This window comes from Streptomyces sp. NPDC031225, from assembly GCF_055570355.1.
This window is the reverse complement of record NZ_JBVIHJ010000007.1, coordinates 254,060-274,401: the sequence shown is the minus strand read 5'-3', so window position 1 is coordinate 274,401 and position 20,342 is coordinate 254,060. Positions and strand designations below refer to the sequence as shown.

The 20,342-nt window shown below is 69.5% G+C and carries 22 protein-coding genes and 1 pseudogene; 9 read left to right on the top strand and 14 right to left on the bottom strand.

Annotation, left to right across the window (positions count from 1 at the left end):
• Nucleotides 1-95 precede the first annotated feature (95 nt).
• Together ACZ48Z_RS14905 and ACZ48Z_RS14900 are read left to right on the top strand one after the other, a co-directional pair.
• On the top strand, nucleotides 96-833 hold the full coding sequence (locus tag ACZ48Z_RS14905) for a pentapeptide repeat-containing protein (RefSeq protein ID WP_468736236.1): 738 nt from the start codon (nucleotides 96-98) through the stop codon (nucleotides 831-833).
• A 214-nt stretch (nucleotides 834-1,047) separates the two neighbouring features.
• Complete coding sequence (locus ACZ48Z_RS14900; RefSeq protein WP_468736235.1) at nucleotides 1,048-1,563, top strand: hypothetical protein; 516 nt, start codon at nucleotides 1,048-1,050, stop codon at nucleotides 1,561-1,563.
• 72 nt (nucleotides 1,564-1,635) lie between these two features.
• On the opposite strand, the gene ACZ48Z_RS14895 is transcribed toward ACZ48Z_RS14900, so the two are convergent.
• Nucleotides 1,636-2,136: a hypothetical protein gene (locus ACZ48Z_RS14895; RefSeq protein WP_468736234.1), complete on the bottom strand. Its 501-nt coding sequence runs from the start codon at nucleotides 2,134-2,136 to the stop codon at nucleotides 1,636-1,638.
• A 41-nt stretch (nucleotides 2,137-2,177) separates the two neighbouring features.
• On the opposite strand from ACZ48Z_RS14895, the gene ACZ48Z_RS14890 reads away from it, so the two are divergent.
• Nucleotides 2,178-3,599, top strand: a complete 1,422-nt coding sequence (locus tag ACZ48Z_RS14890) for a M1 family metallopeptidase (protein WP_468736233.1) — start codon at nucleotides 2,178-2,180, stop codon at nucleotides 3,597-3,599.
• A 193-nt stretch (nucleotides 3,600-3,792) separates the two neighbouring features.
• On the opposite strand, the gene ACZ48Z_RS14885 is transcribed toward ACZ48Z_RS14890, so the two are convergent.
• From ACZ48Z_RS14885 to ACZ48Z_RS14860, 6 genes and pseudogenes are all read right to left on the bottom strand, one after another.
• Nucleotides 3,793-4,314 (bottom strand): hypothetical protein, encoded by a 522-nt coding sequence (locus ACZ48Z_RS14885; RefSeq protein WP_468736232.1) that lies wholly within the window; start codon nucleotides 4,312-4,314, stop codon nucleotides 3,793-3,795.
• Nucleotides 4,315-4,333: 19 nt separating this feature from the next.
• Nucleotides 4,334-5,818, bottom strand: coding sequence for a hypothetical protein (locus tag ACZ48Z_RS14880; protein WP_468736231.1), 1,485 nt, complete (start codon nucleotides 5,816-5,818; stop codon nucleotides 4,334-4,336).
• A gap of 314 nt (nucleotides 5,819-6,132) precedes the next feature.
• Nucleotides 6,133-6,675, bottom strand: coding sequence for a hypothetical protein (locus ACZ48Z_RS14875; RefSeq protein ID WP_468736230.1), 543 nt, complete (start codon nucleotides 6,673-6,675; stop codon nucleotides 6,133-6,135).
• Nucleotides 6,676-6,687: 12 nt separating this feature from the next.
• Nucleotides 6,688-7,301 (bottom strand): annotated as a pseudogene (locus ACZ48Z_RS14870) (Uma2 family endonuclease).
• Nucleotides 7,298-8,158: a helix-turn-helix domain-containing protein gene (locus tag ACZ48Z_RS14865; protein WP_468736229.1), complete on the bottom strand. Its 861-nt coding sequence runs from the start codon at nucleotides 8,156-8,158 to the stop codon at nucleotides 7,298-7,300. Before ACZ48Z_RS14865 ends, ACZ48Z_RS14870 begins: the two are co-directional and overlap by 4 nt.
• A 201-nt stretch (nucleotides 8,159-8,359) precedes the next feature.
• Entirely contained in the window at nucleotides 8,360-8,821 is a 462-nt protein-coding gene (locus ACZ48Z_RS14860; RefSeq protein ID WP_468736228.1) for an ATP-binding protein, read from the bottom strand.
• Nucleotides 8,822-8,976: 155 nt separating this feature from the next.
• On the opposite strand from ACZ48Z_RS14860, the gene ACZ48Z_RS14855 reads away from it, so the two are divergent.
• Both ACZ48Z_RS14855 and ACZ48Z_RS14850 read left to right on the top strand, forming a co-directional pair.
• Nucleotides 8,977-9,837 (top strand): helix-turn-helix domain-containing protein, encoded by an 861-nt coding sequence (locus ACZ48Z_RS14855; RefSeq protein WP_468736227.1) that lies wholly within the window; start codon nucleotides 8,977-8,979, stop codon nucleotides 9,835-9,837.
• Nucleotides 9,834-10,100 carry a DUF397 domain-containing protein gene (locus ACZ48Z_RS14850; RefSeq protein WP_468736226.1) on the top strand — a complete coding sequence of 89 codons (267 nt, stop codon included), beginning with the start codon at nucleotides 9,834-9,836 and terminating at the stop codon, nucleotides 10,098-10,100. Before ACZ48Z_RS14855 ends, ACZ48Z_RS14850 begins: the two co-directional genes overlap by 4 nt.
• Nucleotides 10,101-10,167: 67 nt before the next feature.
• Here ACZ48Z_RS14850 and ACZ48Z_RS14845 read toward each other — a convergent pair whose 3' ends face one another.
• Nucleotides 10,168-10,743, bottom strand: coding sequence for a TerD family protein (locus ACZ48Z_RS14845; protein WP_468736225.1), 576 nt, complete (start codon nucleotides 10,741-10,743; stop codon nucleotides 10,168-10,170).
• A 180-nt stretch (nucleotides 10,744-10,923) separates the two neighbouring features.
• On the opposite strand from ACZ48Z_RS14845, the gene arfB reads away from it, so the two are divergent.
• Complete coding sequence (gene arfB / locus ACZ48Z_RS14840; RefSeq protein WP_468736224.1) at nucleotides 10,924-11,361, top strand: alternative ribosome rescue aminoacyl-tRNA hydrolase ArfB; 438 nt, start codon at nucleotides 10,924-10,926, stop codon at nucleotides 11,359-11,361.
• Between the two features lie 187 nt (nucleotides 11,362-11,548).
• Nucleotides 11,549-12,388, top strand: coding sequence for a sigma-70 family RNA polymerase sigma factor (locus ACZ48Z_RS14835; RefSeq protein WP_468736223.1), 840 nt, complete (start codon nucleotides 11,549-11,551; stop codon nucleotides 12,386-12,388).
• Here ACZ48Z_RS14835 and ACZ48Z_RS14830 read toward each other — a convergent pair.
• Both ACZ48Z_RS14830 and ACZ48Z_RS14825 read right to left on the bottom strand, forming a co-directional pair.
• Nucleotides 12,385-12,864 carry a GNAT family N-acetyltransferase gene (locus tag ACZ48Z_RS14830; RefSeq protein WP_468736222.1) on the bottom strand — a complete coding sequence of 160 codons (480 nt, stop codon included), beginning with the start codon at nucleotides 12,862-12,864 and terminating at the stop codon, nucleotides 12,385-12,387. The genes ACZ48Z_RS14835 and ACZ48Z_RS14830 overlap by 4 nt on opposite strands.
• 42 nt (nucleotides 12,865-12,906) lie before the next feature.
• Nucleotides 12,907-13,485 (bottom strand): flavin reductase family protein, encoded by a 579-nt coding sequence (locus ACZ48Z_RS14825; RefSeq protein WP_468736221.1) that lies wholly within the window; start codon nucleotides 13,483-13,485, stop codon nucleotides 12,907-12,909.
• 338 nt (nucleotides 13,486-13,823) lie between these two features.
• On the opposite strand from ACZ48Z_RS14825, the gene cdgB reads away from it, so the two are divergent.
• Both cdgB and ACZ48Z_RS14815 read left to right on the top strand, forming a co-directional pair.
• Nucleotides 13,824-15,482 carry a diguanylate cyclase CdgB gene (gene cdgB, locus ACZ48Z_RS14820; protein ID WP_468736220.1) on the top strand — a complete coding sequence of 553 codons (1,659 nt, stop codon included), beginning with the start codon at nucleotides 13,824-13,826 and terminating at the stop codon, nucleotides 15,480-15,482.
• Nucleotides 15,483-15,603: 121 nt separating this feature from the next.
• Nucleotides 15,604-16,560: a carbohydrate-binding protein gene (locus tag ACZ48Z_RS14815; RefSeq protein ID WP_468736219.1), complete on the top strand. Its 957-nt coding sequence runs from the start codon at nucleotides 15,604-15,606 to the stop codon at nucleotides 16,558-16,560.
• A gap of 93 nt (nucleotides 16,561-16,653) precedes the next feature.
• On the opposite strand, the gene ACZ48Z_RS14810 is transcribed toward ACZ48Z_RS14815, so the two are convergent.
• The 4 genes from ACZ48Z_RS14810 to ACZ48Z_RS14795 form a co-directional block, all read right to left on the bottom strand.
• Complete coding sequence (locus ACZ48Z_RS14810) at nucleotides 16,654-16,995, bottom strand: peptidase inhibitor family I36 protein (RefSeq protein ID WP_468736218.1); 342 nt, start codon at nucleotides 16,993-16,995, stop codon at nucleotides 16,654-16,656.
• Between the two features lie 109 nt (nucleotides 16,996-17,104).
• Entirely contained in the window at nucleotides 17,105-18,034 is a 930-nt protein-coding gene (locus ACZ48Z_RS14805; RefSeq protein ID WP_468736217.1) for a 1-phosphofructokinase family hexose kinase, read from the bottom strand.
• A gap of 76 nt (nucleotides 18,035-18,110) precedes the next feature.
• Nucleotides 18,111-19,349 carry an N-acetylglucosamine-6-phosphate deacetylase gene (gene nagA, locus ACZ48Z_RS14800; RefSeq protein ID WP_468736216.1) on the bottom strand — a complete coding sequence of 413 codons (1,239 nt, stop codon included), beginning with the start codon at nucleotides 19,347-19,349 and terminating at the stop codon, nucleotides 18,111-18,113.
• Nucleotides 19,349-20,293 (bottom strand): ROK family protein, encoded by a 945-nt coding sequence (locus ACZ48Z_RS14795; RefSeq protein WP_468736215.1) that lies wholly within the window; start codon nucleotides 20,291-20,293, stop codon nucleotides 19,349-19,351. The genes nagA and ACZ48Z_RS14795 overlap by 1 nt, the downstream gene beginning before the upstream one ends.
• Nucleotides 20,294-20,342 lie beyond the last annotated feature (49 nt).

The following is a 20,342-nucleotide window of genomic DNA, read 5'->3' as shown; positions in this document are numbered from 1 at the left end:
CTGACCGAAGGCACCGGAATGTGACATGAAGGGTCTTCGCGCAGCTCAGGGGGATGTCATGGGGGATTGTCAGTGGCGGGGTGCAGGATGGGGGCATGGCGAGGAGAGCGACGGGTGGAGCGGGCCGGTCCGGTGAGTCGGGGGGCTCAAGTGCGGCGGGTGCGGCGGGCGGCTCGCGGGTGAAGGGGGCGCGGCGGCCGGAGGTGCGGCTGCCGCCGCTGGAGCCGTTCGGGGGATTCGGGGGAGGGGAGCTGGAGCCGGACGGGGACTACGACGGCCTGGAGTTCCTGGAAGTGGACTTCGTGGGGCAGGACGGGGCGGGGGCCCGCTTCATGGACTGCGCGCTGAGAAGCTGCGCGCTGGACGAGACCCGGCTCCACCACGCCCGCTTCCTCGACTCGGTCCTCACCGGCATACGGGGTGTGGGCACAGACCTCGCGGAGTCGACCCTCCGTGACGTCGAGCTGATCGACGCCCGCCTCGGCGGGGTGCAGCTGCACGGCGCGGTGCTGGAGCGGGTGGTGATCCGAGGCGGCAAGATCGACTACCTGAACCTGCGCACGGCCAGGCTGAAGGACGTCGTCTTCGAGAGCTGCGTGCTGGTGGAACCGGACTTCGGCGGTGCTCGCCTGGAGCGTGTGGAGTTCGTGGACTGCGCACTGAAGGGCGTGGACCTCACGGCGGCGACCCTCAAGGACGTCGACCTGCGCGGGGCGGCGTCGCTGGAGATCGCCCGGGGGGTCGACAGGCTGGCGGGCGCGGTGATCACCCCGTCCCAACTGCTGGATCTGGCACCGGTGTTGGCGGCGGAGGTGGGGATCCGGGTGGAGTGAGGGGGAGTGGGAGGGGGCGGACGGGGGCGGGGTCAAGGGCCGGGCAAAGGGCCGGGCCGAGGGAACAGGGATCAGGAACTTCCCCTGGGCTGAGAACAATTGACACCGATCTGTCGCATGATCGCGCCCTTTGCTCGGGAAGCTTGGGTTCGGATGGATCACCCGATCAGTCCGAACCGCCTCTCCATGGGGAGCCGCTGTGCGCCTTGGATCCTTGTCTCTCCTCCTTCCGGTGACCCTGTGTCTCGCGGCCGCCGCGGCCTGCGGCGGCAAGGACTCCTCCGGCGACGACACCGGGCCCATCGGCGCGCGGCAGATCAAGGGTGTGGACTACTGCAAGCTCCTGTCGCAGGACGCCATGACCAAGGCACTCGGGGTGAAGAAGGCGGAGCTCCAGTCGGGCAGCGCGACCGACGACTGCGAGTGGAAGCTTCCGGTCGACGGAGAGGCGGACGGAGCGCTCCAGATAGGCAGCTTCTACCTGCCGGAGGGCGGCGACGGCATGACGACGGTCGGCGGGCTCCAGGCCAACAGGCAGATCCTCCAGGAGGGTTGCCAGATAGTGGTCACGGGATCCGGCGAGACCGACCCGGCCGCCACGTCGGAGAACGCCGTGGACGCGGTCAGGGTCTGGTATCTGCAGCAGGGCAGCTCGTCCGACGAGGACAAGGAGTGCAAGGCGGCCGGCAAGCTCGCCGAGGCGGTCATGCGGGCACTGCCGGAGGCGTGATCAAGGGTGCGCGGGTGGGCATCAGGGGTGCGCGGGTGCGCGGGTGGGCGCCGGAAGCGGACGCCGGACGCGTCACGACACTCGCGGGAACCGTGCCTGAAGCATCCAGATCGCCGGGTTCTCACCCAGGTCCTCATGGAGGTCGACGAGGTCGGCGATGAGGTCGTGCAGGAAGTCGCGGGCCTCACGGCGCAGATCCGAGTGGGAGAAGGCGAGCGGGGGCTCCTCCACCGGCATCCAGTCGGCCTCGATGTCCACCCACCCGAAGCGTCGCTCGAAGAGCATGCGGTCCGTGGACTCGGTGAAGTCGATTTCCGCGTGCTGGGGGCGGGACGCGCGGGAGCCCGCGGGATCGCGGTCGAGGCGTTCCGCGACGTCGCACAGTGCCCACGCGAAGTCGAGCACCGGCACCCATCCCCAGGCTGTGGACAGTTCCCGGTCTTCCTTGGTGTCGGCGAGGTAGACGTCCCCGCAGAACAGGTCGTGCCGCAGCGCATGGACATCCGCGCGGCGGTAGTCGGTCTGCGGGGGGTCCGGGAAGCGGTTGGAGAGGGCGTAGCCGATGTCGAGCACGGAGCCGATGGTGTCACGCGCCTGACCGTAGGATCACCGCCGTGTCCCGATCCGCGCAGCTCGCCCCCGTCACCGCCCTGCTCCTGGTGGGAGCCCTCGCGCTGACCGCGTGCGACGGCGGGGTGCACGGCACCCCGGGCGGCTCCGGCCTGCGCGACCCGTACTTCCCGAAGTCGGGCAACGGCGGCTACGACGTCACCCACTACGCCCTGGACCTCGCCTACGACCCGGACGGGGACCGGCTGTCCGGCACCGCGACGCTCACCGCCCGCGCCACCGACGACCTGTCCGCCTTCGACCTCGACCTCGACGGCCTTGACGTCAAGAGCGTCACCGTCGACGGCGACAAGGCCCGCTGGAACCGCACCGGCCAGGAACTGACCGTCCGCCCGCACGACGACCTCGACGAGGGCCGCACCTTCCGGGTGACCGTCCGCTACTCCGGCACCCCGAGGACGATCACCGACCCGGACGGCTCCGAGGAGGGCTGGCTGACCACGGAGGACGGCGCGGTGGCCCTCGGCGAACCGACCGGCTCGATGGCCTGGTTCCCCGGCAACCACCACCCCTCCGACAAGGCGTCCTACGACCTCACGATCACCGTCCCCGAGGGCCTCCAGGCCGTCTCCAACGGCGAGTTGACCGCGTCCAGGACCAGCGGCGGCCGTACGACATCCACCTGGCACACCGCCGAACCCATGGCGAGCTACCTCGCCACCCTCGCGATCGGCGACTACGACATCCGGCGCTCCACCGTCCCCGGTATCGAGGGCGCCTCCGATGGCGGCCTGCCCGTGTACACCGCCGTCGACCCGTCCGAGGCCGCCGCGAGCCGGAAGGTGCTGGCGCAGCTCCCCGAGATCATGAAGTGGGCCCAGGCCGCCTTCGGCCCGTACCCCTTCTCCTCCACCGGTGCGATCGTCGACCGCGTGGGCGACGCCGGGTACGCCCTGGAGACCCAGAACCGCCCCTACTTCCCCGGCACCCCCGACACCGGGACCCTCGTCCACGAGCTGGCCCACCAGTGGTTCGGCGACTCGGTCACCCCGAAGACCTGGCGCGACATGTGGCTCAACGAGGGCTTCGCGACCTACGCCGAGTGGCTGTGGACCGAGGACCACGGCGGCGACAGCGCCCAGCAGACCTTCGACGCGCTCTACGACCACGGCGACGACGACTACGAAGACCTCTGGGACTTCCCGCCGGGAAAGCCGTCGAGCGCCGCGCACCTCTCCGACAGCCCCGTCTACCAGCGCGGCGCGATGGTCCTGCACAAGATCCGGCAGACCGTCGGCGACAAGGCGTTCGCGGCGCTCGTCCGGGGCTGGGCCGCCGCCCACCGGCACGGCAACGCGGACACCGACGACTTCACGACGTACGTCGAACACCAGGCCCCCGACAAGGACTTCACCCCGATCTGGGACGACTGGCTGTACGGGGACGGCAAGCCGGAGCGGGCGTAGCCGACGGGGTGTGATCGCTGGGCCGCTGTCGGCAGGCCGGTCGGGGTCCCGCCGGCTTCCCCAGCTGGGCATGAACTATCGCTTTCTGAGCGGGACTTGACGGCTCTTGTGGTGCCTGACTGTGACGTACCCGGACGGCGCTCCGCTCCCGTGGGTGGTGGGAACGGAGCGCCGTAGGTGCGTCTCGACTGTTTCAGGTCATGTCGAGACCGAATTTGCATCCGAGGGTCTGGCGGTAGTCCTTCTCTCCCTCGGTGTAGTCGATCTCGCATCCGGTGAGAGGTTCGGTGATCTTTCCGGTGACCCGGAGCCTGATCACCGTGTACTTGTCGCTGAGCACTCCCGGCTTGATGGTGTAGGGATGCCCGTAGTAGTCCGGGTACTTGTCGAGGTCGATGTCACCCGCGGTGGGATGCGCTGTCTCTTGGTAGCCCAGGCGGTAGCCGGGGGTGTCCTTGACCGAGTACATGGAGTACTTGAGGAGCTTCACGCCGGCTGGGATGTCCAGCAGCTTGACCCCGGTGACGGAGACAGGCTGCTTGGACGTGTTCCTGGTCAGTGGGAAGGCCATGCGGTAGACGTCGCCGACCTTCACGTCCGAGAAACCGAGAGCACCGTTCGTGCCCGGCCCTTCCGCCTGCAGGGCTGTGCCCGTGGTCCTGCCTTCCGGCGAACCGGAACAGGCCGTCGCGAGGACCAGCAGAGCTGTTGCCACGAGCACGCCTGCTCGGCGGTCAGTACGAGTAGATGACACCGGGGTTCCCCGAGATCTTTCCCTTGGCGCCCCAGATGTCGTGCTCCGAGAGCCCGGACCCTGCGGTGATCTTCTGGTAGTGCGCCGCGCCGTACTCCGTGTCGAGGCTGACCGTCACGTTGAACACCTTGGCGGCGAGGCCGTAGGTGATCGACGTTCCTGAGGTGATGGTCGTGTACTGCTTCTTGCCGAGGACCGCACGGTAGGCGGGATTGGAACCCCGGTAGGAGCTCACTCCGTCCTTGGAACGGACATCGGCTCCGTATCTTGCCACGTCGCCCCCGGAAGGGATGTCGTACTTGACCGGGACGATGGAGTAGGTGTGCTTGGTCTTTTCGCCGATGCACGTGACCCGGCGGTCGACGTCCTGGTATTCGACGGGAATCTGGAAACGCTTTGCCCAGTAAGGCCCTTGGTTGGCAAATCCGACCGCGTGACCGGTGCTGCTCTTCCGGGAAACCTTGCCGGTGATCGACCAGTGCTCTCCGTCGACACTGGTCGCTACGCCCCAGGTGCTGGACAAGGTGTTGTTGTACTCGAATGCGGCGGTGGTGTCGTAGTAGGCGTGCGCCTCGCCGACGGTGGTGTAGTAGTCATGCTGTTTGATGACGTGCTTGGTGACGATGCAGCCTCCGCCGAGGTCCGGTGTCACGGCGCTGTAGTCGACACCGCCGGCCGTGTCGGGATTGAAGTCGGCAGTGGAGGCGCCGTCCGCCGACTGCCAGGTGTTCGCCGCAGTGCCGGAAGAGTCGTCGGAAGTGGTGTCTGCGGTGTCGACCAGGGTCGAGTCCGCCGGTGTCACCTGGGCCTCGTCCACGTCGGGGTGGATGGCCACTGTGTTTGCCGCCTCGGCTCGGGCGGCGGCCGATCCTTCCGTCGTCGTGGAACCGGTGGCCACTCCGGCATCCACGTAGTCGCTGCCGGTCAGGACGGTGCCGTCGGGCGCTTTCCCGTCGAACGACGCCTGCAAGGACAGCACGCCTCCGTTGGCATCCGCATAGTTCTGAAGCTCGGTCGGCAGCGTCGAGGGCAGCGTGAACGACCAACTACCGTCCGAAGCCGTCTTGGTCGTGCCAACGGTTGTCGGCGTGACGTCGCTGCCGTCCTCCGGCACCTCGTCCACCGGGGTCAGGGTCACGGTCGCGCCGGCCAGGGGCGATCCGTTGCCGAGGGTGAAGACACCCTTGACCGTGGCGGCGCCCGACACGGCGGTCAGGGTGCCCGGGCTCGGAGCGGCGGTGATCGTCGATCCGCTGGTGGGCAGCGCCGCGGAGTCGGTGGGCTTGACGTCGGTCGCCGTGGGAGTGGGGCTCGGGCTGCTGGTGCTGCCGCAGCCCGGTGTGTCTGTGCTCTGTGTGCAGACGGCGTGCGCCGGTGCCGAGAGCCCCAAGCCGATCACGGCCGAGGTGGCGACGACGCTGAGTGCGGTGGCCAGAGACAGACGTCTGCCAGAGGGTTTGGTCATGGAGAGATTCCCCGATTCCCCGATTTCATCGCACGCTCCGCCACATTCCTGGGAGCGCGATGAATCATGTGAAACCGCTTGCGAAGCGGTTGTGAAAGGCAGGGGATGGGCAATCGCCTTTGAGTGTTTCCCCCGCTGCTGCCGCGCCGGTCTGGTCGGTGCTGCGGCTTGACTGGAAGCTAACGGGGGGGATCTTGAAGAGTCAATGATCATCAGTTCGGGTTGGTGATCGCTTTGCTTTGAGCTCAAATCCTGCTCAAGTCTTGACGAAGTCGCCAGAGTTGGATGACCTTCCCTTTCCTTCGCAGTAGGCCCTAGTTCACAGAAGGCAGGGTGGCGGCCAACTCGCCCACCAGGGAGACGTCGTGGGATGTGCGGTCCCGGCTGCCCCGGCACCACCACACCATTGGGTCCGATGCGTCCGTTTCGCTCCCGTGCAAGTCCTCAGCGGTCCCTGCGGGGCGAAGGTGAAGTCCGGTCTTGTGTTCCCGACAGATCGGCCAGGCCTGCCAGAGCAGCTCCATGATCGTGTCCTGTGCCGCCTCCGCGACCAGGCCCAGGGCCGTCATCGCATCATTCGGCTCTGGCGGGTCGCCCTCCTCCCGGTCGGCGTTCACCGCGTTGCCCTGCCAACGGCCGTCCGGCATCGCCACGAAGACCAAGCCCCTGTCGATCCCGCCCGGCGGCAGCGGCTGCCAGGACGGAGCGACCATCAGGATCAGCGCGTCCTGACCGGGCAGGGTCGCCGTCACGTCGCGATTGACCACAGCGAGCGCGGCCTCGAATTTCGGCCACTCACCGGGCTCGGCCCGTCTGGGCTCCTGGAGGGGCGGCCGGCCATTCGAGAAGGAGTTCACCGGGGCATCGTCTCAGCCACGCCGTCCCTCACCAGCCGTGTAGCGCGGCAGATCGTCCGTGGAGATGGCCCAGTCGGCGATGGTGACGTCCTCGCCGTAGACGAAGTCCTGCGGGTGGCGTAGCGGGGTCCGTCGGGGGTGGGGTGGATGTCGGTGAGGACGGCGTCGGCGCCGGTGCGGGGGTCGAAGACCGCGTAGACGGGGATGCCGATCAGGGGGTAGTCGCGGACCTTGCCGACCCAGTCGCTTTCGGGGCTGGAGCGGGAGACGACCTCGACGACGGCGATGAGGGTGCGTGGGTCGAACGTCTCCTCGCCCTGCATGTTCGCTTCGGCGATCACCATGACGTCGGGTCGGCGGAGGATTCCCTCGGCCTCGTCCTCGACGTCCGGCTTGCCCGTGTGGGCCACGATGTCCTCCGGCGTCACCTTTTCCAGGCGTCTCCGGATGCGCGCGGCGGTGAGTTCGTGCCGACCGGCGCCCGCTGTGATGTCGTGAACGATCCCTTCCTTGGTGATCTCGAACCTGCCGGGCACGGTGTCGTCCATGGACTGCACGAAGTCCCGCGTGGCGCGGTACCGGTGGTGCGAGGTGGCTCGCCTGCCATCGCTCGGGTTGCCCGTCATGGTGCGGGACGGCAGTCGCGGCAGCGGCCGGCTGTGGGGGCGCGGAAGGCGCGGTCGCAGCCGTTGCAGTTCTGAAGGGGGGCGCGGGCGGCTGGTGGTGATGCTCCGAGCGGCCGGAACGGGGGCGGTGGGGGTGGCAGCAGGACGGTCAGCCGGTGGGCCAGGAAGGCCGCGGGGTGGCGGGGGCCGTCGGGAGGGAGGTCTGCGGTGAGGGCGTCGCGTACGGCGGTGGGGGTGACGTCCCGTTCCAGCCAGGCGGCGACTCCGGGGGCGAGGTGGCCGGTGTCCCGGGCGGAGAGGGGCAGGCGGGAGTCGATGCGGCGCAGGCCCGCGAGGAGGTCGGTGGACTTCTGGAGGAGCGCCGGGGAGGGGTGGGCAGGGTGCGGTACGGCGCGGAGGGACGGTTTCTCGGAGCGCGGGGTGTCGTGTGCGGGCGCTGTCCTTCGTGCCGGGGCTGTGCGGTGCTGCTTCGGCTGGTTGCAGGAGACCGTGCGGGTGACGATGCGGCCGCCGGGGATGCGGCGCCGTTCGCGGCGCAGGTAGCCGTGGGCCTCCAACTCGCGCAGAGCGGCCGCGATCCGGGTCGGGCCCTCGGGGAAGCGAGCGGCCAGCGACTTGATGTCGGCGCAGGCGCCCTGCGGCAGCGACTGGAGGTGTGCGGCCAGGCCGATGGCCAGGAGTGACAGCTCCGGGTGTTGGGCCAGGTGGTTGCCGATCACCGTGAAGCGGGTGGTGTGGCGGGTGTGGTCGTGGAGCAGACCGCCGCCGGGCTCGGCTTCGGGGTCCCGGTTCGAGTGGTTCTTGGCGGCAACACGGGACCGGGCGCGCGAGGGCGCGCTAGGGTTTTGGGTGTCCATCGGGAAGCGTCTCTTCCTTGGTGGTCAGGCCCTCGCACTGGGATTGCCGTCCCGGCGAGGGCCGTTGCATGTCTGCTGTTGTGTTGGGGCTGACTGTAGGGCAGGCAACCGGGGCGAAATCCAGCTGAGTTGGTGATGTTCACTCGCGAGAGTGAGCCGACTGCGAGGCGGGAGGAGGGGTGGGGTTTGGTCGGGGTTCTTTCACCCATGAGTTCCTTGGAAAAGGCCGCCACCACCACCGAAGCCCGGGTTTCCGGGATCCGGTGACAGGTCGATTTCCGCCCACACCGTCTTGCGCGGACGAGGCCCCGGCGCCACGCCCCACCGGTCGGCAAGCGCCTCCACCAGTACGAGACCCCGGCCCGACTCGGCGTCCGGTGCGGGGAGTTCGGCGCGGGGCAGACGGTCGCCCCGGGTGTCTGTTACCTCGATGCGCAGGGTGTCGCCGACGACGTAGAGCGTGAGGCGGAAGTCGCGCCCCGGGACCCTGCCGTGTGTGGACGCGTTCACCGCCAGCTCCGCCACGATGTGCTCCGCCGGGTGCAACGGGATTCCCCACTCGCGCAGTTGCTCGCCGGCCAGCAGCCGGGCCAGGCGCGCTCCACGCGGTGTGGGGGACAGCAGGACGCTGAAGTTGCGGATGACGGCGGTTTCTTGATTCACGTCACTCAGCGTGGCCGTCGGTGCTTACCGTGAACAGTGACGACACCGATGCGTACGGTGACTGTCCGGAGCTTGTCCGGTCGTGTCCGGGCTGTCGGGGGCGGACGTACGGGTAGGGGCGTCGCGGACACGGACGTACGGCGGAGGGGCGCGGGATGAGCGTGGACGGCGAGGCGGAGGCGGTCGAGGCGGGGTGGGAGGTCGACCCCGACGACGAGTGGGGCGTGGCCGTGATCGCCACGGTGGGGCGGCAGTTGAAGCTGCGGCGCGAGGCCGTGGGGATGCGGGCCGCCGAGTTCGGCGAGGCCGTCGGGTACGGGGAGGACCTGGTCTACAAGGTCGAGGGCGGCAAGCGGATCCCTCGGCTCGACTATCTGGACAGGGCCGACGAGGTACTGGGGGCGGGTGGACTCATCTCGGCGATGAAGGAGGACGTGAGGAAGGTCCGGTATCCGAAGAAGGTTCGGGAGCTGGCCAAGTTGGAGGGGCAGGCCGTCGAGATCGGGGTCTACGAGTGCAACATCATCGCTGGGTTGCTGCAGACCCCGGAGCATGTCCGCACCTTGATCGAGGCGGCACAACCGGGGTACGCGCCGGATGACGTGGAGCGCATGGTCGCTGCTCGATTGGCTCGGCAGTCGGTCTTCGAACGTGACCCCGCCCCCGCCATCCACTTCGTACTGGAAGAGGCCCCTCTGCGTCGACAGGTCGGAGGCACAATGGTCTGGCGACAGCAGCTCGAACGTCTGCTGGAGGTAGGGCGGTTGCGTAACGTCACACTTCAGATCATGCCGACGAACAGTGACGCTCACCCGGGGCTGGACGGCAGGATCGAGCTGCTGAAGTTCCCGGATGGCACGGTAGTGGGGCGCTCCGACGGTGCGTTCAACGGCCGCCCGACCTCGGATGCGAAACAACTGCGCGTCATCGAACTGCGGTATGGCACCATCCGGGCGCAGGCTCTCCCACCGAGGGAGTCGCTGGCCTTCATCGAGCAATTGCTGGGAGAAACATGATCCGCGAGACCGTTGCCGGTGACACCTCAGAGTTGGCGTGGTTCAAGAGCAGTTACAGCGGCGGCAATGACGGCGAGTCCTGCGTCGAGATCGCACTGGACTGGTTCAAGAGCAGTTACAGCGGCGGCACCGATGGTGAGTCCTGCGTCGAGATCGCGCTAACCCCCCGCACCATCCACGTCCGCGACTCCAAGAACGACCCCGCCGGCCCCCGCCTCACCCTCACCCCCGCCGCCTGGACCGCGTTCGTCTCGCAGGCGTAGGGGCGGGAAAGCCGGAGCCCCCGGCCGGTACGGCCAGGGGCTCCCGCTCAGCTCGGTGCAGTCGACGTCAGACGTTGACGCCGAAGTCCGTGGCGATGCCGACCAGGCCGGAGGCGTAGCCCTGGCCGACCGCGCGGAACTTCCACTCCGCGCCGTTGCGGTAGAGCTCGCCGAAGACCATGGCCGTCTCCGTGGCCGCGTCCTCGGAGAGGTCGTAGCGGGCGATCTCGGCGCCGCCGGCCTCGTTCAGGATGCGGATGTAGGCGTTGCGGACCTGGCCGAAGTTCTGCGAGCGGTTCTCCGCGTCGTAGATCGAGACCGGGAAGACGATCTTGTCGATGTCGGCCGGGAGGCCGGCGAGGTTGACCTTGATCGCCTCGTCGTCGCCAGCGCCCTCACCCGTGCGGTTGTCGCCGGTGTGGACGATGGTCTTGTCCGGGGTCTCCTTGTTGTTGAAGAAGACGAAGTGGCCGTCCGAGTAGACCTTGCCCTCCGCGTTGACCGCGATCGCGGAGGCGTCGAGGTCGAAGTCCGTGCCGGTGGTCGTGCGGACGTCCCAGCCGAGGCCCACGGTGACGGCGGTCAGGCCCGGGGCCTCCTTGGTGAGCGAGACGTTGCCACCCTTGGACAGGCTTACAGCCATGGTTTGGGAGTCCTTCCCTCGTTAAGACGTCTATGTACGGCGGTACGGCCTTGAAGCTACAGCTACCCGTATGAACGCCGCGAGGGGTGCCCAAGGTTCCCTGTGTCTTTACTTTCTTTGCCAAGAGAGAGGGGCGGTCCGGCGATATTGGGGTGACGTGGACCGGACAGAGCCGGGAACATGGACCTCATGTCCGGTCCCTATGTCATCCGCGGCTCCGTCTCGCTCCCCGAGGCCGAGCTCATGTGGCGTTTCTCGCGGTCGTCCGGGCCCGGCGGACAGCACGTCAACACCAGTGACACGCAGGTCGAGCTGCGCTTCGACATCGAGCGGACCGAGGCGCTGCCCGACGTGTGGAAGCAGCGGGCGCTGGAGAAGCTGGCCGGGCGGCTCGTCGACGGTGTAGTCACCGTCCGCGCCTCCGAGCACCGTTCGCAGTGGCGCAACCGTGAGACCGCCGCCGTGCGCCTCGCGGCGCTGCTCGCCGAGTCCACGGCGCCGCCGCCGAAGCCGCGCCGCGCGACACGCATCCCGCGCGGGATCAACGAACGCCGGCTTCGGGAGAAGAAGCAGCGCTCGGACACCAAACGGGGGCGGACGGGGCGGGACTGGGGGTAATGCCTCCGGGCGTCGGGCTGTTCATCGGCTGCGGCGCCGTCGTGGCGGGTCGCGCTCACGCGGCGGAGCCGCACATCGATACAGCCCCGCGCCCCTAAAAAACGGCACCTCCCGCCTACGCGTGTCACATCTCCACCCTCTCTTCCGTCAACCGACTGGCAGCTGACGGCGACGAGAGCGGTGACCCATGGGCGACGACGATTTCCTGGCCGAGCGTTTCGAGGCGCACCGGGGGCGGCTGCGGGCGGTCGCGCAGCGGATGCTCGGGTCGGTCGCCGAGGCCGATGACGCGGTGCAGGAGGCCTGGGTGCGGCTCAGCCGGAGCGACGCGGGGCAGGTGGACAACCTCGGCGGCTGGCTGACGACGGTCGTCGGGCGGGTCTGTCTCGACATGCTCCGCTCCCGCAGGTCCCGCGCCGAGCAGCCGCTTGAGTCCGGGACGCCGGTCGCCGCCGTCGCGCCCGATCCCGAACAGGACGCCCTCTTCGCCGACTCGGTCGGCTCCGCCCTTGTCGTCGTCCTTGAGACCCTCACCCCCGCCGAACGGCTCGCGTTCGTCCTCCACGACCTCTTCGCGGTCCCGTACGAGGAGATCGCCGGCGTGGTCGGCAAGAGCCCGGCGGCCGCCCGCCAGCTCGCCAGCAGGGCCCGGCGACGGGTGCGGGGCGCGCAGGGCGCGGACGTCGGGACCGCCCGTCGGCGCGAGCTCGTCGACGCCTTCCTGGCCGCCGCGCGTGACGGTGACTTCGACGGGCTGCTGGCGGTCCTCGATCCGGACGTCGTGGTGCGCACGGAGGCCGGGGTGACGACGGGGGCGTCGGCGGTGGCCAAGGGGGCGAGCAGTTACTCGCACCGCGACGTCGTCGTCGTACCGGCTCTCGTCGGGGGCGTCACGGGTCTCGCGGTGCTCCGGGAGGGCCGTGTGGAGCGAACGCTGGCCTTCACGTTCGTACACGACAGGATCGCCGTGATCGACATCACCACGGACCCGGAGCGGGCGGCACAACTGGACGTCACCCTGGTCTAGTCGAGGCTGAGCACTCCCACCGTCTCGCCCCCGCTCAGTTCCCCGGTCCGGCGGAAGCCGAGGCTCAGATAGAAGTCCGCCGGGCCGTGCGGGCCCTCGTGCCAGGTGACGTACAGCTCCTTCGTGCCCCGGCGGCGCAGTTCGGCGGCGACGGACTCGACCGCGAAACGGCCGTATCCCATGCCCTGCTCACCGGCCGCGATGTTGAGCCGCCACAGGCCGGAGCGGCGCACGCTGCCCCCGTCGGCCCGCCAGTCGATGTCGAGGAAGGCCATGAGGAAGCCGACCGGGCGGTCGCCGTCGACGATCAGGCGCGGCCAGGCCACTCCCGCGGGATGCACGTATGCCTCGGCGAGGGACTGCATCACGGGGGAGACCGCGAATTCCTGCTCGGGGTGCACCCGAATACCGGTGGCGGTTTCGAAATTCCCGGGTGTGATCTCTTCGAGGCGGGGTGTGGAGATCGCTGAGGTCATCCGGGGACCCTAGTTCGAGCCGTCGGCCGGCGGCCAGGGAATTCAGCCCAACTGCCGGTACCGTCCGCGGAAATACGCCAGGGGGCCGCCGTCCGCGCTCGGGACGGCGGCCGTGAGGACGCGGCCGATCACCAGGGTGTGGTCGCCGGCCTCCACGCGTTGTTCCGTGCGGCACTCCAGGATGGCGAGGGCGCCGCCGACCAGTGCGGCGCCGGTCGCCTCGCCGCGGACGTAGGGGATGTCCTCGAACAGGAGGCGGTCGCTGATGCGGTTCTTCATGGCGAAGCGGCCGGCGATGTGGCGCTGGCTCTCGGACAGGACGGAGACCGCCCAGTGGGGCTGCTCGTCGAGCAGGTCGTCCATGCGGGAGCCCGTACGCAGGCTGACCAGCACCAGAGGCGGGTCCAGGGAGACGGACAGGAACGCCGTCGCCGTCATGCCGATGTCCTCGCCGCCGGGCCCTTCGGCGTCGAGCGGGGGCTCGAACGCGGTCACCAGGACCACGCCGGCGGCCAGCCGGGACATGGCGGCACGGAACTCTTCGTTGCTCACCCCCACAGCATGCCCGGAAGCGGCTGGGGGGATCATCGGGGCGGGGGTGGCGAGGGGAGTCCGGGGCATGCCCGAAACGCTATGCGGCTGCCCGGGGAGCACGCATCGGGCCTTCGTCCGAGGTCGGACCTAGGTCTACCGGCGGAGATGCGCACACCTTCCACAAACACCCAAAGTTTGCGTTCAGTAAACGCACAGGGAAACCGCAGAAACCCCACTCAATTGTTCATCTTTCGCTGTGACTTGAGTCACAAGAGGTACTAATTGTTGACCCTGTGTACCGAGTGGGCAGCGCGCTGTGATTCAGTGGCGGAGAAGTACCGACAGTGCGGATCACCGAAACCGCACTGGAGATACGCAGGACAGAACCCTTGATTCACTGCGAGGTCTCGGGGGGAGGGCGAGCAATGGAGACCGAGTCGGAGCCTTACGTCCAGCTTGGGTCCCTGCGACAGCTGCACCAGGTCATGGCCGACATGAACACGGCCCGCAGCCTCGCGGACACACTGCAGACAGTCGCGAACGGCGTGACCCAGGCACTGGGCTACGAGCTGGCGTGCGTCAATCTCGTGCGCCCCGACGGCGACCTCGTGGTGGCCGCCTTCTCCGGCAACCAGGCGGCCGAGGCGCTGATCACCGGCCGGGTGGGCTCCCGCGACTCCTGGGAGCGCCGGCTGAGCATGGGGGAGACCTGGGGCGACCTGGTCTTCATCCCGCACACCGAGGGCTGGGTCCTCGACGACGACGACGTACCGCAGTGGTACACCGACGGGCCCGCGCCCCGTTTCGAGGACGAGTGGCACCCCTCCGACCGGCTGTTCGCGCCGATGTACACGCCGAGCGCGCAGAGCGGCGGCCAGTGCGGCGAACTGATCGGCGTCCTGTCCGTGGACCGGCCGCGCAACGGCCGCCGACCGGGCGCATGGGGACGCGAAGCGCTCCAGATGTACGCGTTCCAGGCCGCCATCGCGATCAGCAACGCGCGTCTACGCGCGAACATGCAGCGCGCACTGGTCAGGCTCGAAAGGGAACAGCAGGCGCTCAGGGCCAGCGAGGAAAGCTTCCGGCAGGCCTTCGAGTACGCCCCCTCCGGCATGGCCATCGCCGAGATGGGCGGCGACCAGCACGGCCGGATCCTGCGCACCAACGACGCCCTGTGCCGGCTGCTCGGCCGCCCCGCGTCCGCGATGCGCCGCTACTCCTTCTCCGACCTCGTCCACCCCGAGGACATAGGCACCCTGCTGCGGACCTCGGCGGAGGGCGGACGGGCCGAACTCCGCCTCGGGCGCCGGGACGGCACCTACGTCTGGGTGTCCCTGCGCAACTCCGTCGTCGCCGACGCCGCCGACGGGCCGCGCTTCCTGCTCACGCACGTCGAGGACATAGAGGAGCGCAAGCGCCGCGAGCTCCAGCTCGCCCACCGCGCCTCCCACGACTCCCTGACCGGCCTGCCGAACTCCGCCGAGCTGCGGACGCGCCTTTCCTCCCGGCTCTGTCAGCGCTCCACCCACGCGGGGGAGCTGGAGTCCGTGGACGCCGCCTTCGGGCACCCGGCCTTCGACGCGAACGGCCACGGCTTCGACTTCCCAGGCGGCGCCGCCGAGGTGTACGACGGCTTCGACCACCATGTGCACACCGTCGCCCCCCAGGGGGAGCGCGACGACGGCACCAAGGGGCTCGCGGTGCTCTTCTGCGACCTCGACGGCTTCAAGTCGATCAACGACCGGTTCGGGCACAACGCGGGTGACGCGGTGCTCATCGAGGTCGCCAGACGGCTGTCCCAGTGCGTGCGCGACGGCGACACCGTGGCCCGGCTCGGCGGCGACGAGTTCGTGATCCTCGCCAACGGGCTCGGCAAGGCCGACGCAGCTGACCTCGCCGTACGTCTTCGCAACGAGATAATCCAGCCCATCCGCGCCGAAGGACGGGCCGTCCGGGTCGGTGCCAGCTTCGGCATCGGCTGGGCGCACTGCGGCATGACCGCGGACGAAGTGCTGAAGTCCGCCGACGAGCGGATGTACATCGAGAAACGATCTCGTCCCAAACAGCACAGACGCGCGGGTTGATCCCCAGGTCAGCGAGCCGATGCGATCCGAGTCACCCGTTTGGGCCATCAGAAGCGGGTAGGCTCGCCATTCCGACTGCACGTATCGCATCCGATCCGCACCTGCTGAGGAGTACCAAGGGATGACGTCCGGCAACAACGGCGCGAGCACGCCCGAGGACGAAGACCCGTTCGGCTACCTCTACGCCGACGGCCAGGCCAACGGCGCCCAGCCGCCGTCCGGCGGCGGCTACGGCTACGGCTACCCGAACTCCGCCAACCGGTCGCGTTCGGTCGGCCAGCGGCAGTACGGCCAGCAGCAGGCACCGGCCGCGCCGAACGGCCCGTACGGCCAGGTCCCGCAGCAGCAGGGCACCTACGGTCAGCCCGCAGCCGCCCACTACGCGGCCCCCGAGACCTTCCCGGGCGGCGCCCCCACCAGCCAGCAGCCCATGCCCGGCTACAGCGGTGGCGGCGGCCGGGGCAGCGGCCCCAACACCAAGGGCCTGCTGATCGGCGCGATCGCGGTGGTCGCCGCGGTGGTCATCGGCATCGGCGTCGCGATGATGGGCGGCGACAAGAAGGACGACAGCAGCGACAACGCGGCTGCGACTCCGAGTGCGTCACAGAGCTCCGAGCCGAGTGCGTCGGCATCGTCGTCGGACAAGGCCGAGCTCCCGAAGGCGGACACGAAGACGATGCGCCTGGCGGGCGGCGCGAGTCTCGCGTCCGACGTGAAGGGTGCCAAGGCCGACGGCGGCGTCTACGTACAGGGCTTCAACCAGGTCGGCGCCTCGGTCACCTGGACTGTCAACGGCATCCAGAAGGCCGGCACCTATCGGCTCTACGTCCGCTACAGCATCCCCGGCGTCGACGCCGACGGGACGCTGACGATCAACGGGAAGGACGCCGCCCGACCGCTGAACATGAAGAACTTCGGCGGGCTTCCCAAGGGCGACTGGGAAAAGGGCTGGCAGACCACCTGGGCCCAGGTCTCCCTGAACAAGGGCACCAACACGGTTCAGCTTTCGTGCGAGCAGGGCAACCAGTGCAACGCCCTGCTCGACCAGTTCTCCGTCACGGAGAACGTCGACCAGTAGAGGCGTAGGCAGAGGCCCGAAAGCCGCCGGAGGCGCTGGCTCCCGGCGGCTGTCGAACATCGTGAACTTCAGGGCGAGCGCTTTTGGCGCACCTCAGCCGTAGATCTCAACCGAGTTGGCGCTGCCAGGGTTGTCCGAGTAGGTGCCTGGCTTCAGAGTGACCAGCTTGGTGCCGGTGGCACAGCCGAGGGTGGCCTTCCAGAAAACCAGAGTGTAAGAAGTCTGGTTCGAGAGGGACTTGGCAATGTGGTCGAGAGGGTAGCAGCCGGGCCTTTCGGAGTAGACCGTCCTGGTCCCGGTCCTGTCCTTCCCCGACCATCCGCAGAACTTTCCCTGCGGACAGGTCTTGGGGTCGGCCGCCGCTGCCGGTGTGGCAAGGGCGCCGCCGAGCAACGCGCCGGTCAGAGCCACCATGGTCAGACTTTTCTTGAGCATGCTTGAGGTTCCCCTTATGTCTTCCGCTCTTGGTCATGTAGCGGACAAGTGATGATCTGATCACCCGGTCGACATGGGGGGAAAGAGTTTTTCTCGGCCAAGGACGGTTTCAGGCCGCGTCGGCCTCCTTCGTCACCGTGACCCGTCCCAGCAGTTCCTCGTAGGCCGCGCGGTCGAACTCGCCCGCCACCGGGGCCAGTACGGTCGCGGCGGACAGGGCGACCGCCCGGGACAGCCGGTCCGGCCAGGGCAGCCGCTCCGCCAGACCCGACAGCAGGCCCGCCACCGCCGAGTCGCCGGCGCCCGTCGGATTGCCGTGGACCGGGGTCGGGGGAGCGGCACGCCAGCGGCCCTCGGGGGTCGCGGCGAGGAGGCCCTCCTTGCCCAGGGACGCGATCACGGACTGCGCGCCCCTGCGGCGGGCGTCCCGCGTCGCGCGCAACGGCTCGTGGGAGCCGGTCAGTTCGGCCAGTTCGTCGGCGTTCGGCTTGATGATGTCGGGGCGGGCGGCGACCCCGCGGCGCAGTGCCTCCCCGCTGGTGTCCAGGAGCACCGGCACCCCGGCCGTCCTGGCCGCCCGGACCAGGCCCGCGTACGCCCCCACCGGCACCCCCGGCGGCAGACTCCCGCACAGGGCCACCGCCGTGACGGACGGGACGAGATCCTCGTACGCCTCCTGGAAGGCCGACCACTCGGCCGATGTCACCGTCGGGCCCGCCTCGTTGAGCTGGGTGGTGTCGCCGGAGCGTTCGTCCACCACGGCGATCGTGCGCCGGGTCGGGCCGCTGACCGGGACGAGGGCGTCCACCAGGCCCGGTACGGCTGCGAGTTGCTCCTGGACGATGCGGCCCGTCGCGCCGCCCGTGAAGCCGGTGACGGTCACCTCGTGGCCGAGCGCCGCGAGCACCCGGGCCACGTTCAGCCCCTTGCCGCCCGGACGTTCGGCGACCTCGGTGACCCGGTGGCTGGTGTGCGGCAACAACACCGGTACGCGGTAGGTGATGTCGAGAGCGGTGTTCAGCGTGACCGTGAGGATCACCTGGGCCGACCTCCCCCACAGACGAATGAGCCCGTTCAGTGTCCCAGGACACCGCCGCCCCCAACAGCGGGACACATCAGCCCAGTTGTGGACCGACCACCCATTCACCCCGGCGCATGACGCCTTTGAGGTCGAATTGACGGTCGAGAAGGACCAGGTCGGCGTCCTTGCCCGGCTCCAGCGAACCGATGCGGTCGGCCATGCCGAGCAGCCGGGCCGGGTTCGCGGAGATCGCGGCGACGACGTCCCGCACCGGGAGCCGGTCCACGGTCACCGCCCGCTTGAAGGCGCGGTCCAGGGTGAGCGTGGAGCCCGCGATCGAGCCTCCCTCGACCAGGCGGGCGACGCCTTCACTGACCTCGACCTCCAGCGGGCCGAGCATGTAACGCCCGTCGCCGAAGCCGGCCGCGTCCATCGCGTCCGTGATGAACGCCACACGGTCCGCCCGCGCGCGGTGGAACGCCAACTGCAGTGCGGCCGGGTGCAGATGCGTGCCGTCGTTGATGAGCTCGACCGTGATCCGCTCGTCCTCCAGGAGGGCGGCGATGGGGCCCGGGGCGCGGTGGCCCAGGGGCGGCATCGCGTTGAAGAGGTGGGTGGCGACGGTCGCGCCCGCGTCGATGGCCTCCACCGTCTGCTCGTACGTCGCGTCCGTGTGCCCGATCGCCGCGATGACACCGTGTTCGGCGAGAAGCCGTACCGAGTCGATGCCGCCGGGGAGTTCGGTGGCGAGCGTGACCATCCTGGCCTGTCCGCGCGCCGCGTCGATCAGCTTGCGGACCTCCGCGGGGTCGGGGTCGCGCAGCAGTGCCTCCGCGTGCGCGCCCTTGCGGCAGGGGGAGATGAACGGGCCCTCGAAGTGGATGCCGGCGACGTCGCCCTGCTCGGCGAGTTCGCTCAGCAGGCCGGCCCGCTGGGCGAGGAAGTCCATGTCGCCGGTGACGGTGGAGGCGACGAGGGTGGTGGTGCCGTGGAGGCGGTGGGTGTGGATTCCCTTGAGGATCTCCTCGGGAGTGCCCGACGTGAACGAGGCGCCGCCGCCGCCGTGGTTGTGGAGGTCCACGAAGCCTGGGACGAGCCAGTGGTTGGTTACGTCGATGACTTGGGCGTTCTCCGGGGCGGTTCCGGTGATTCGCGTGCCCTCGATGACGACTTGGCCGTTCTTGACGGTTCCTGTGGGCAGGACCACGTCGGCACCGGAGAGCACCAGGGGGGTTCCGGCCGTCGCGGGGTGCGGGAGCGCCGTGGCTGGTCGCGCTCGCGCGGCGGTAGCCGCAGATTCAGCGCTGTCCCGCGCCCCTGAGTGGGCTGCCATCAGGGAGTTACCTCCGTACCGTCGGTCTTGTTCAGGAGATCCCAGGCCAGCAGGCCCGCGCCCAGGCAGCCCGCCGTGTCGCCCAGGGCCGCTGGGACGATCGCCGGGAGTTTCTGGAAGGTGACCCGGCTTCGGACCGCCTCCCGCAGTGGTGTGAACAGGGTGTCCCCCGCCTCCGCGAGGCCGCCGCCGATGATCAGGGTGCGGGGGTCCAGGAGGGTGAGGGCGGTGACCAGGCCGTCCGCCAGGCCGGCCACGGCGTCGTGCCAGACCTTTAGGGCCTTCGGGTCCTCGGCCTCCACCGCCTTCGCGCAGTCCGCCGCGTCCGCCTCCGGGGTCCCGGTGGCCGAGGCCCAGGCCTGCGACACGGCCGCCGCGGACGCGTACCGCTCCAGGCAGCCCCGCTGCCCGCACGGGCAGGGCAGGCCGTTCGGGCGTACGACGATGTGGCCGATCTCGCCCGCGAAACCGTGGGCGCCCGCCTCGACCCGCCCCGCGATGCCGATCGCCCCCGCGATGCCGGTGCCCAGGGGGACGAAGAGGAAGCGGTCGGCGCCCCGGCCCGCGCCGATGCGGCCCTCCGCGAGGCCGCCGGTGCGGACGTCGTGGCCGAGGGCGACGGGGACGCCGCCGAGGCGGTCGGCGAGCAGGGCGCGCAGCGGGAGGTCCCCCCAGCCCAGGTTGGCGGAGTAGACCGCGATGCCCTGTTCCTCGTCGACGATGCCGGGGACGGCGACGCCCGCCGCGAGGGCGGGGGCACCGAAGTGCTCGGCGCCGTACGCGCGCAGCTCGGCGGCGAAGCCGAGTATGCCGTCGATCACGGCGTCCGGTCCGCGCTCACGGCCGGTCGCGCGGCGGGCCTGGTGCAGCAGCGCGCCGTCCGCGCCGATCAGGGCCGCTTTCATCCCGGTGCCGCCCACGTCGAGGGCGATGACATGTCTCACGGGGACAGTGTGACCCGTTGACCCGCAAGAGGTCTAGTCCACTCACGTG

What these genes read in the sequence shown, in the direction of transcription:
- ACZ48Z_RS14905 (WP_468736236.1), top strand. Translation starts at nt 96, where the DNA reads ATGGCGAGGAGAGCGACGGGTGGAGCGGGCCGGTCCGGTGAGTCGGGG.
- ACZ48Z_RS14880 (WP_468736231.1), bottom strand. Translation starts at nt 5,818, where the DNA reads ATGACCAAACCCTCTGGCAGACGTCTGTCTCTGGCCACCGCACTCAGC.
- ACZ48Z_RS14865 (WP_468736229.1), bottom strand. Translation starts at nt 8,158, where the DNA reads ATGGACACCCAAAACCCTAGCGCGCCCTCGCGCGCCCGGTCCCGTGTT.
- ACZ48Z_RS14855 (WP_468736227.1), top strand. Translation starts at nt 8,977, where the DNA reads ATGAGCGTGGACGGCGAGGCGGAGGCGGTCGAGGCGGGGTGGGAGGTC.
- ACZ48Z_RS14850 (WP_468736226.1), top strand. Translation starts at nt 9,834, where the DNA reads ATGATCCGCGAGACCGTTGCCGGTGACACCTCAGAGTTGGCGTGGTTC.
- ACZ48Z_RS14845 (WP_468736225.1), bottom strand. Translation starts at nt 10,743, where the DNA reads ATGGCTGTAAGCCTGTCCAAGGGTGGCAACGTCTCGCTCACCAAGGAG.
- arfB (WP_468736224.1), top strand. Translation starts at nt 10,924, where the DNA reads ATGGACCTCATGTCCGGTCCCTATGTCATCCGCGGCTCCGTCTCGCTC.
- ACZ48Z_RS14835 (WP_468736223.1), top strand. Translation starts at nt 11,549, where the DNA reads ATGGGCGACGACGATTTCCTGGCCGAGCGTTTCGAGGCGCACCGGGGG.
- ACZ48Z_RS14830 (WP_468736222.1), bottom strand. Translation starts at nt 12,864, where the DNA reads ATGACCTCAGCGATCTCCACACCCCGCCTCGAAGAGATCACACCCGGG.
- ACZ48Z_RS14825 (WP_468736221.1), bottom strand. Translation starts at nt 13,485, where the DNA reads ATGCCCCGGACTCCCCTCGCCACCCCCGCCCCGATGATCCCCCCAGCC.
- cdgB (WP_468736220.1), top strand. Translation starts at nt 13,824, where the DNA reads ATGGAGACCGAGTCGGAGCCTTACGTCCAGCTTGGGTCCCTGCGACAG.
- ACZ48Z_RS14815 (WP_468736219.1), top strand. Translation starts at nt 15,604, where the DNA reads ATGACGTCCGGCAACAACGGCGCGAGCACGCCCGAGGACGAAGACCCG.
- ACZ48Z_RS14810 (WP_468736218.1), bottom strand. Translation starts at nt 16,995, where the DNA reads ATGCTCAAGAAAAGTCTGACCATGGTGGCTCTGACCGGCGCGTTGCTC.
- nagA (WP_468736216.1), bottom strand. Translation starts at nt 19,349, where the DNA reads ATGGCAGCCCACTCAGGGGCGCGGGACAGCGCTGAATCTGCGGCTACC.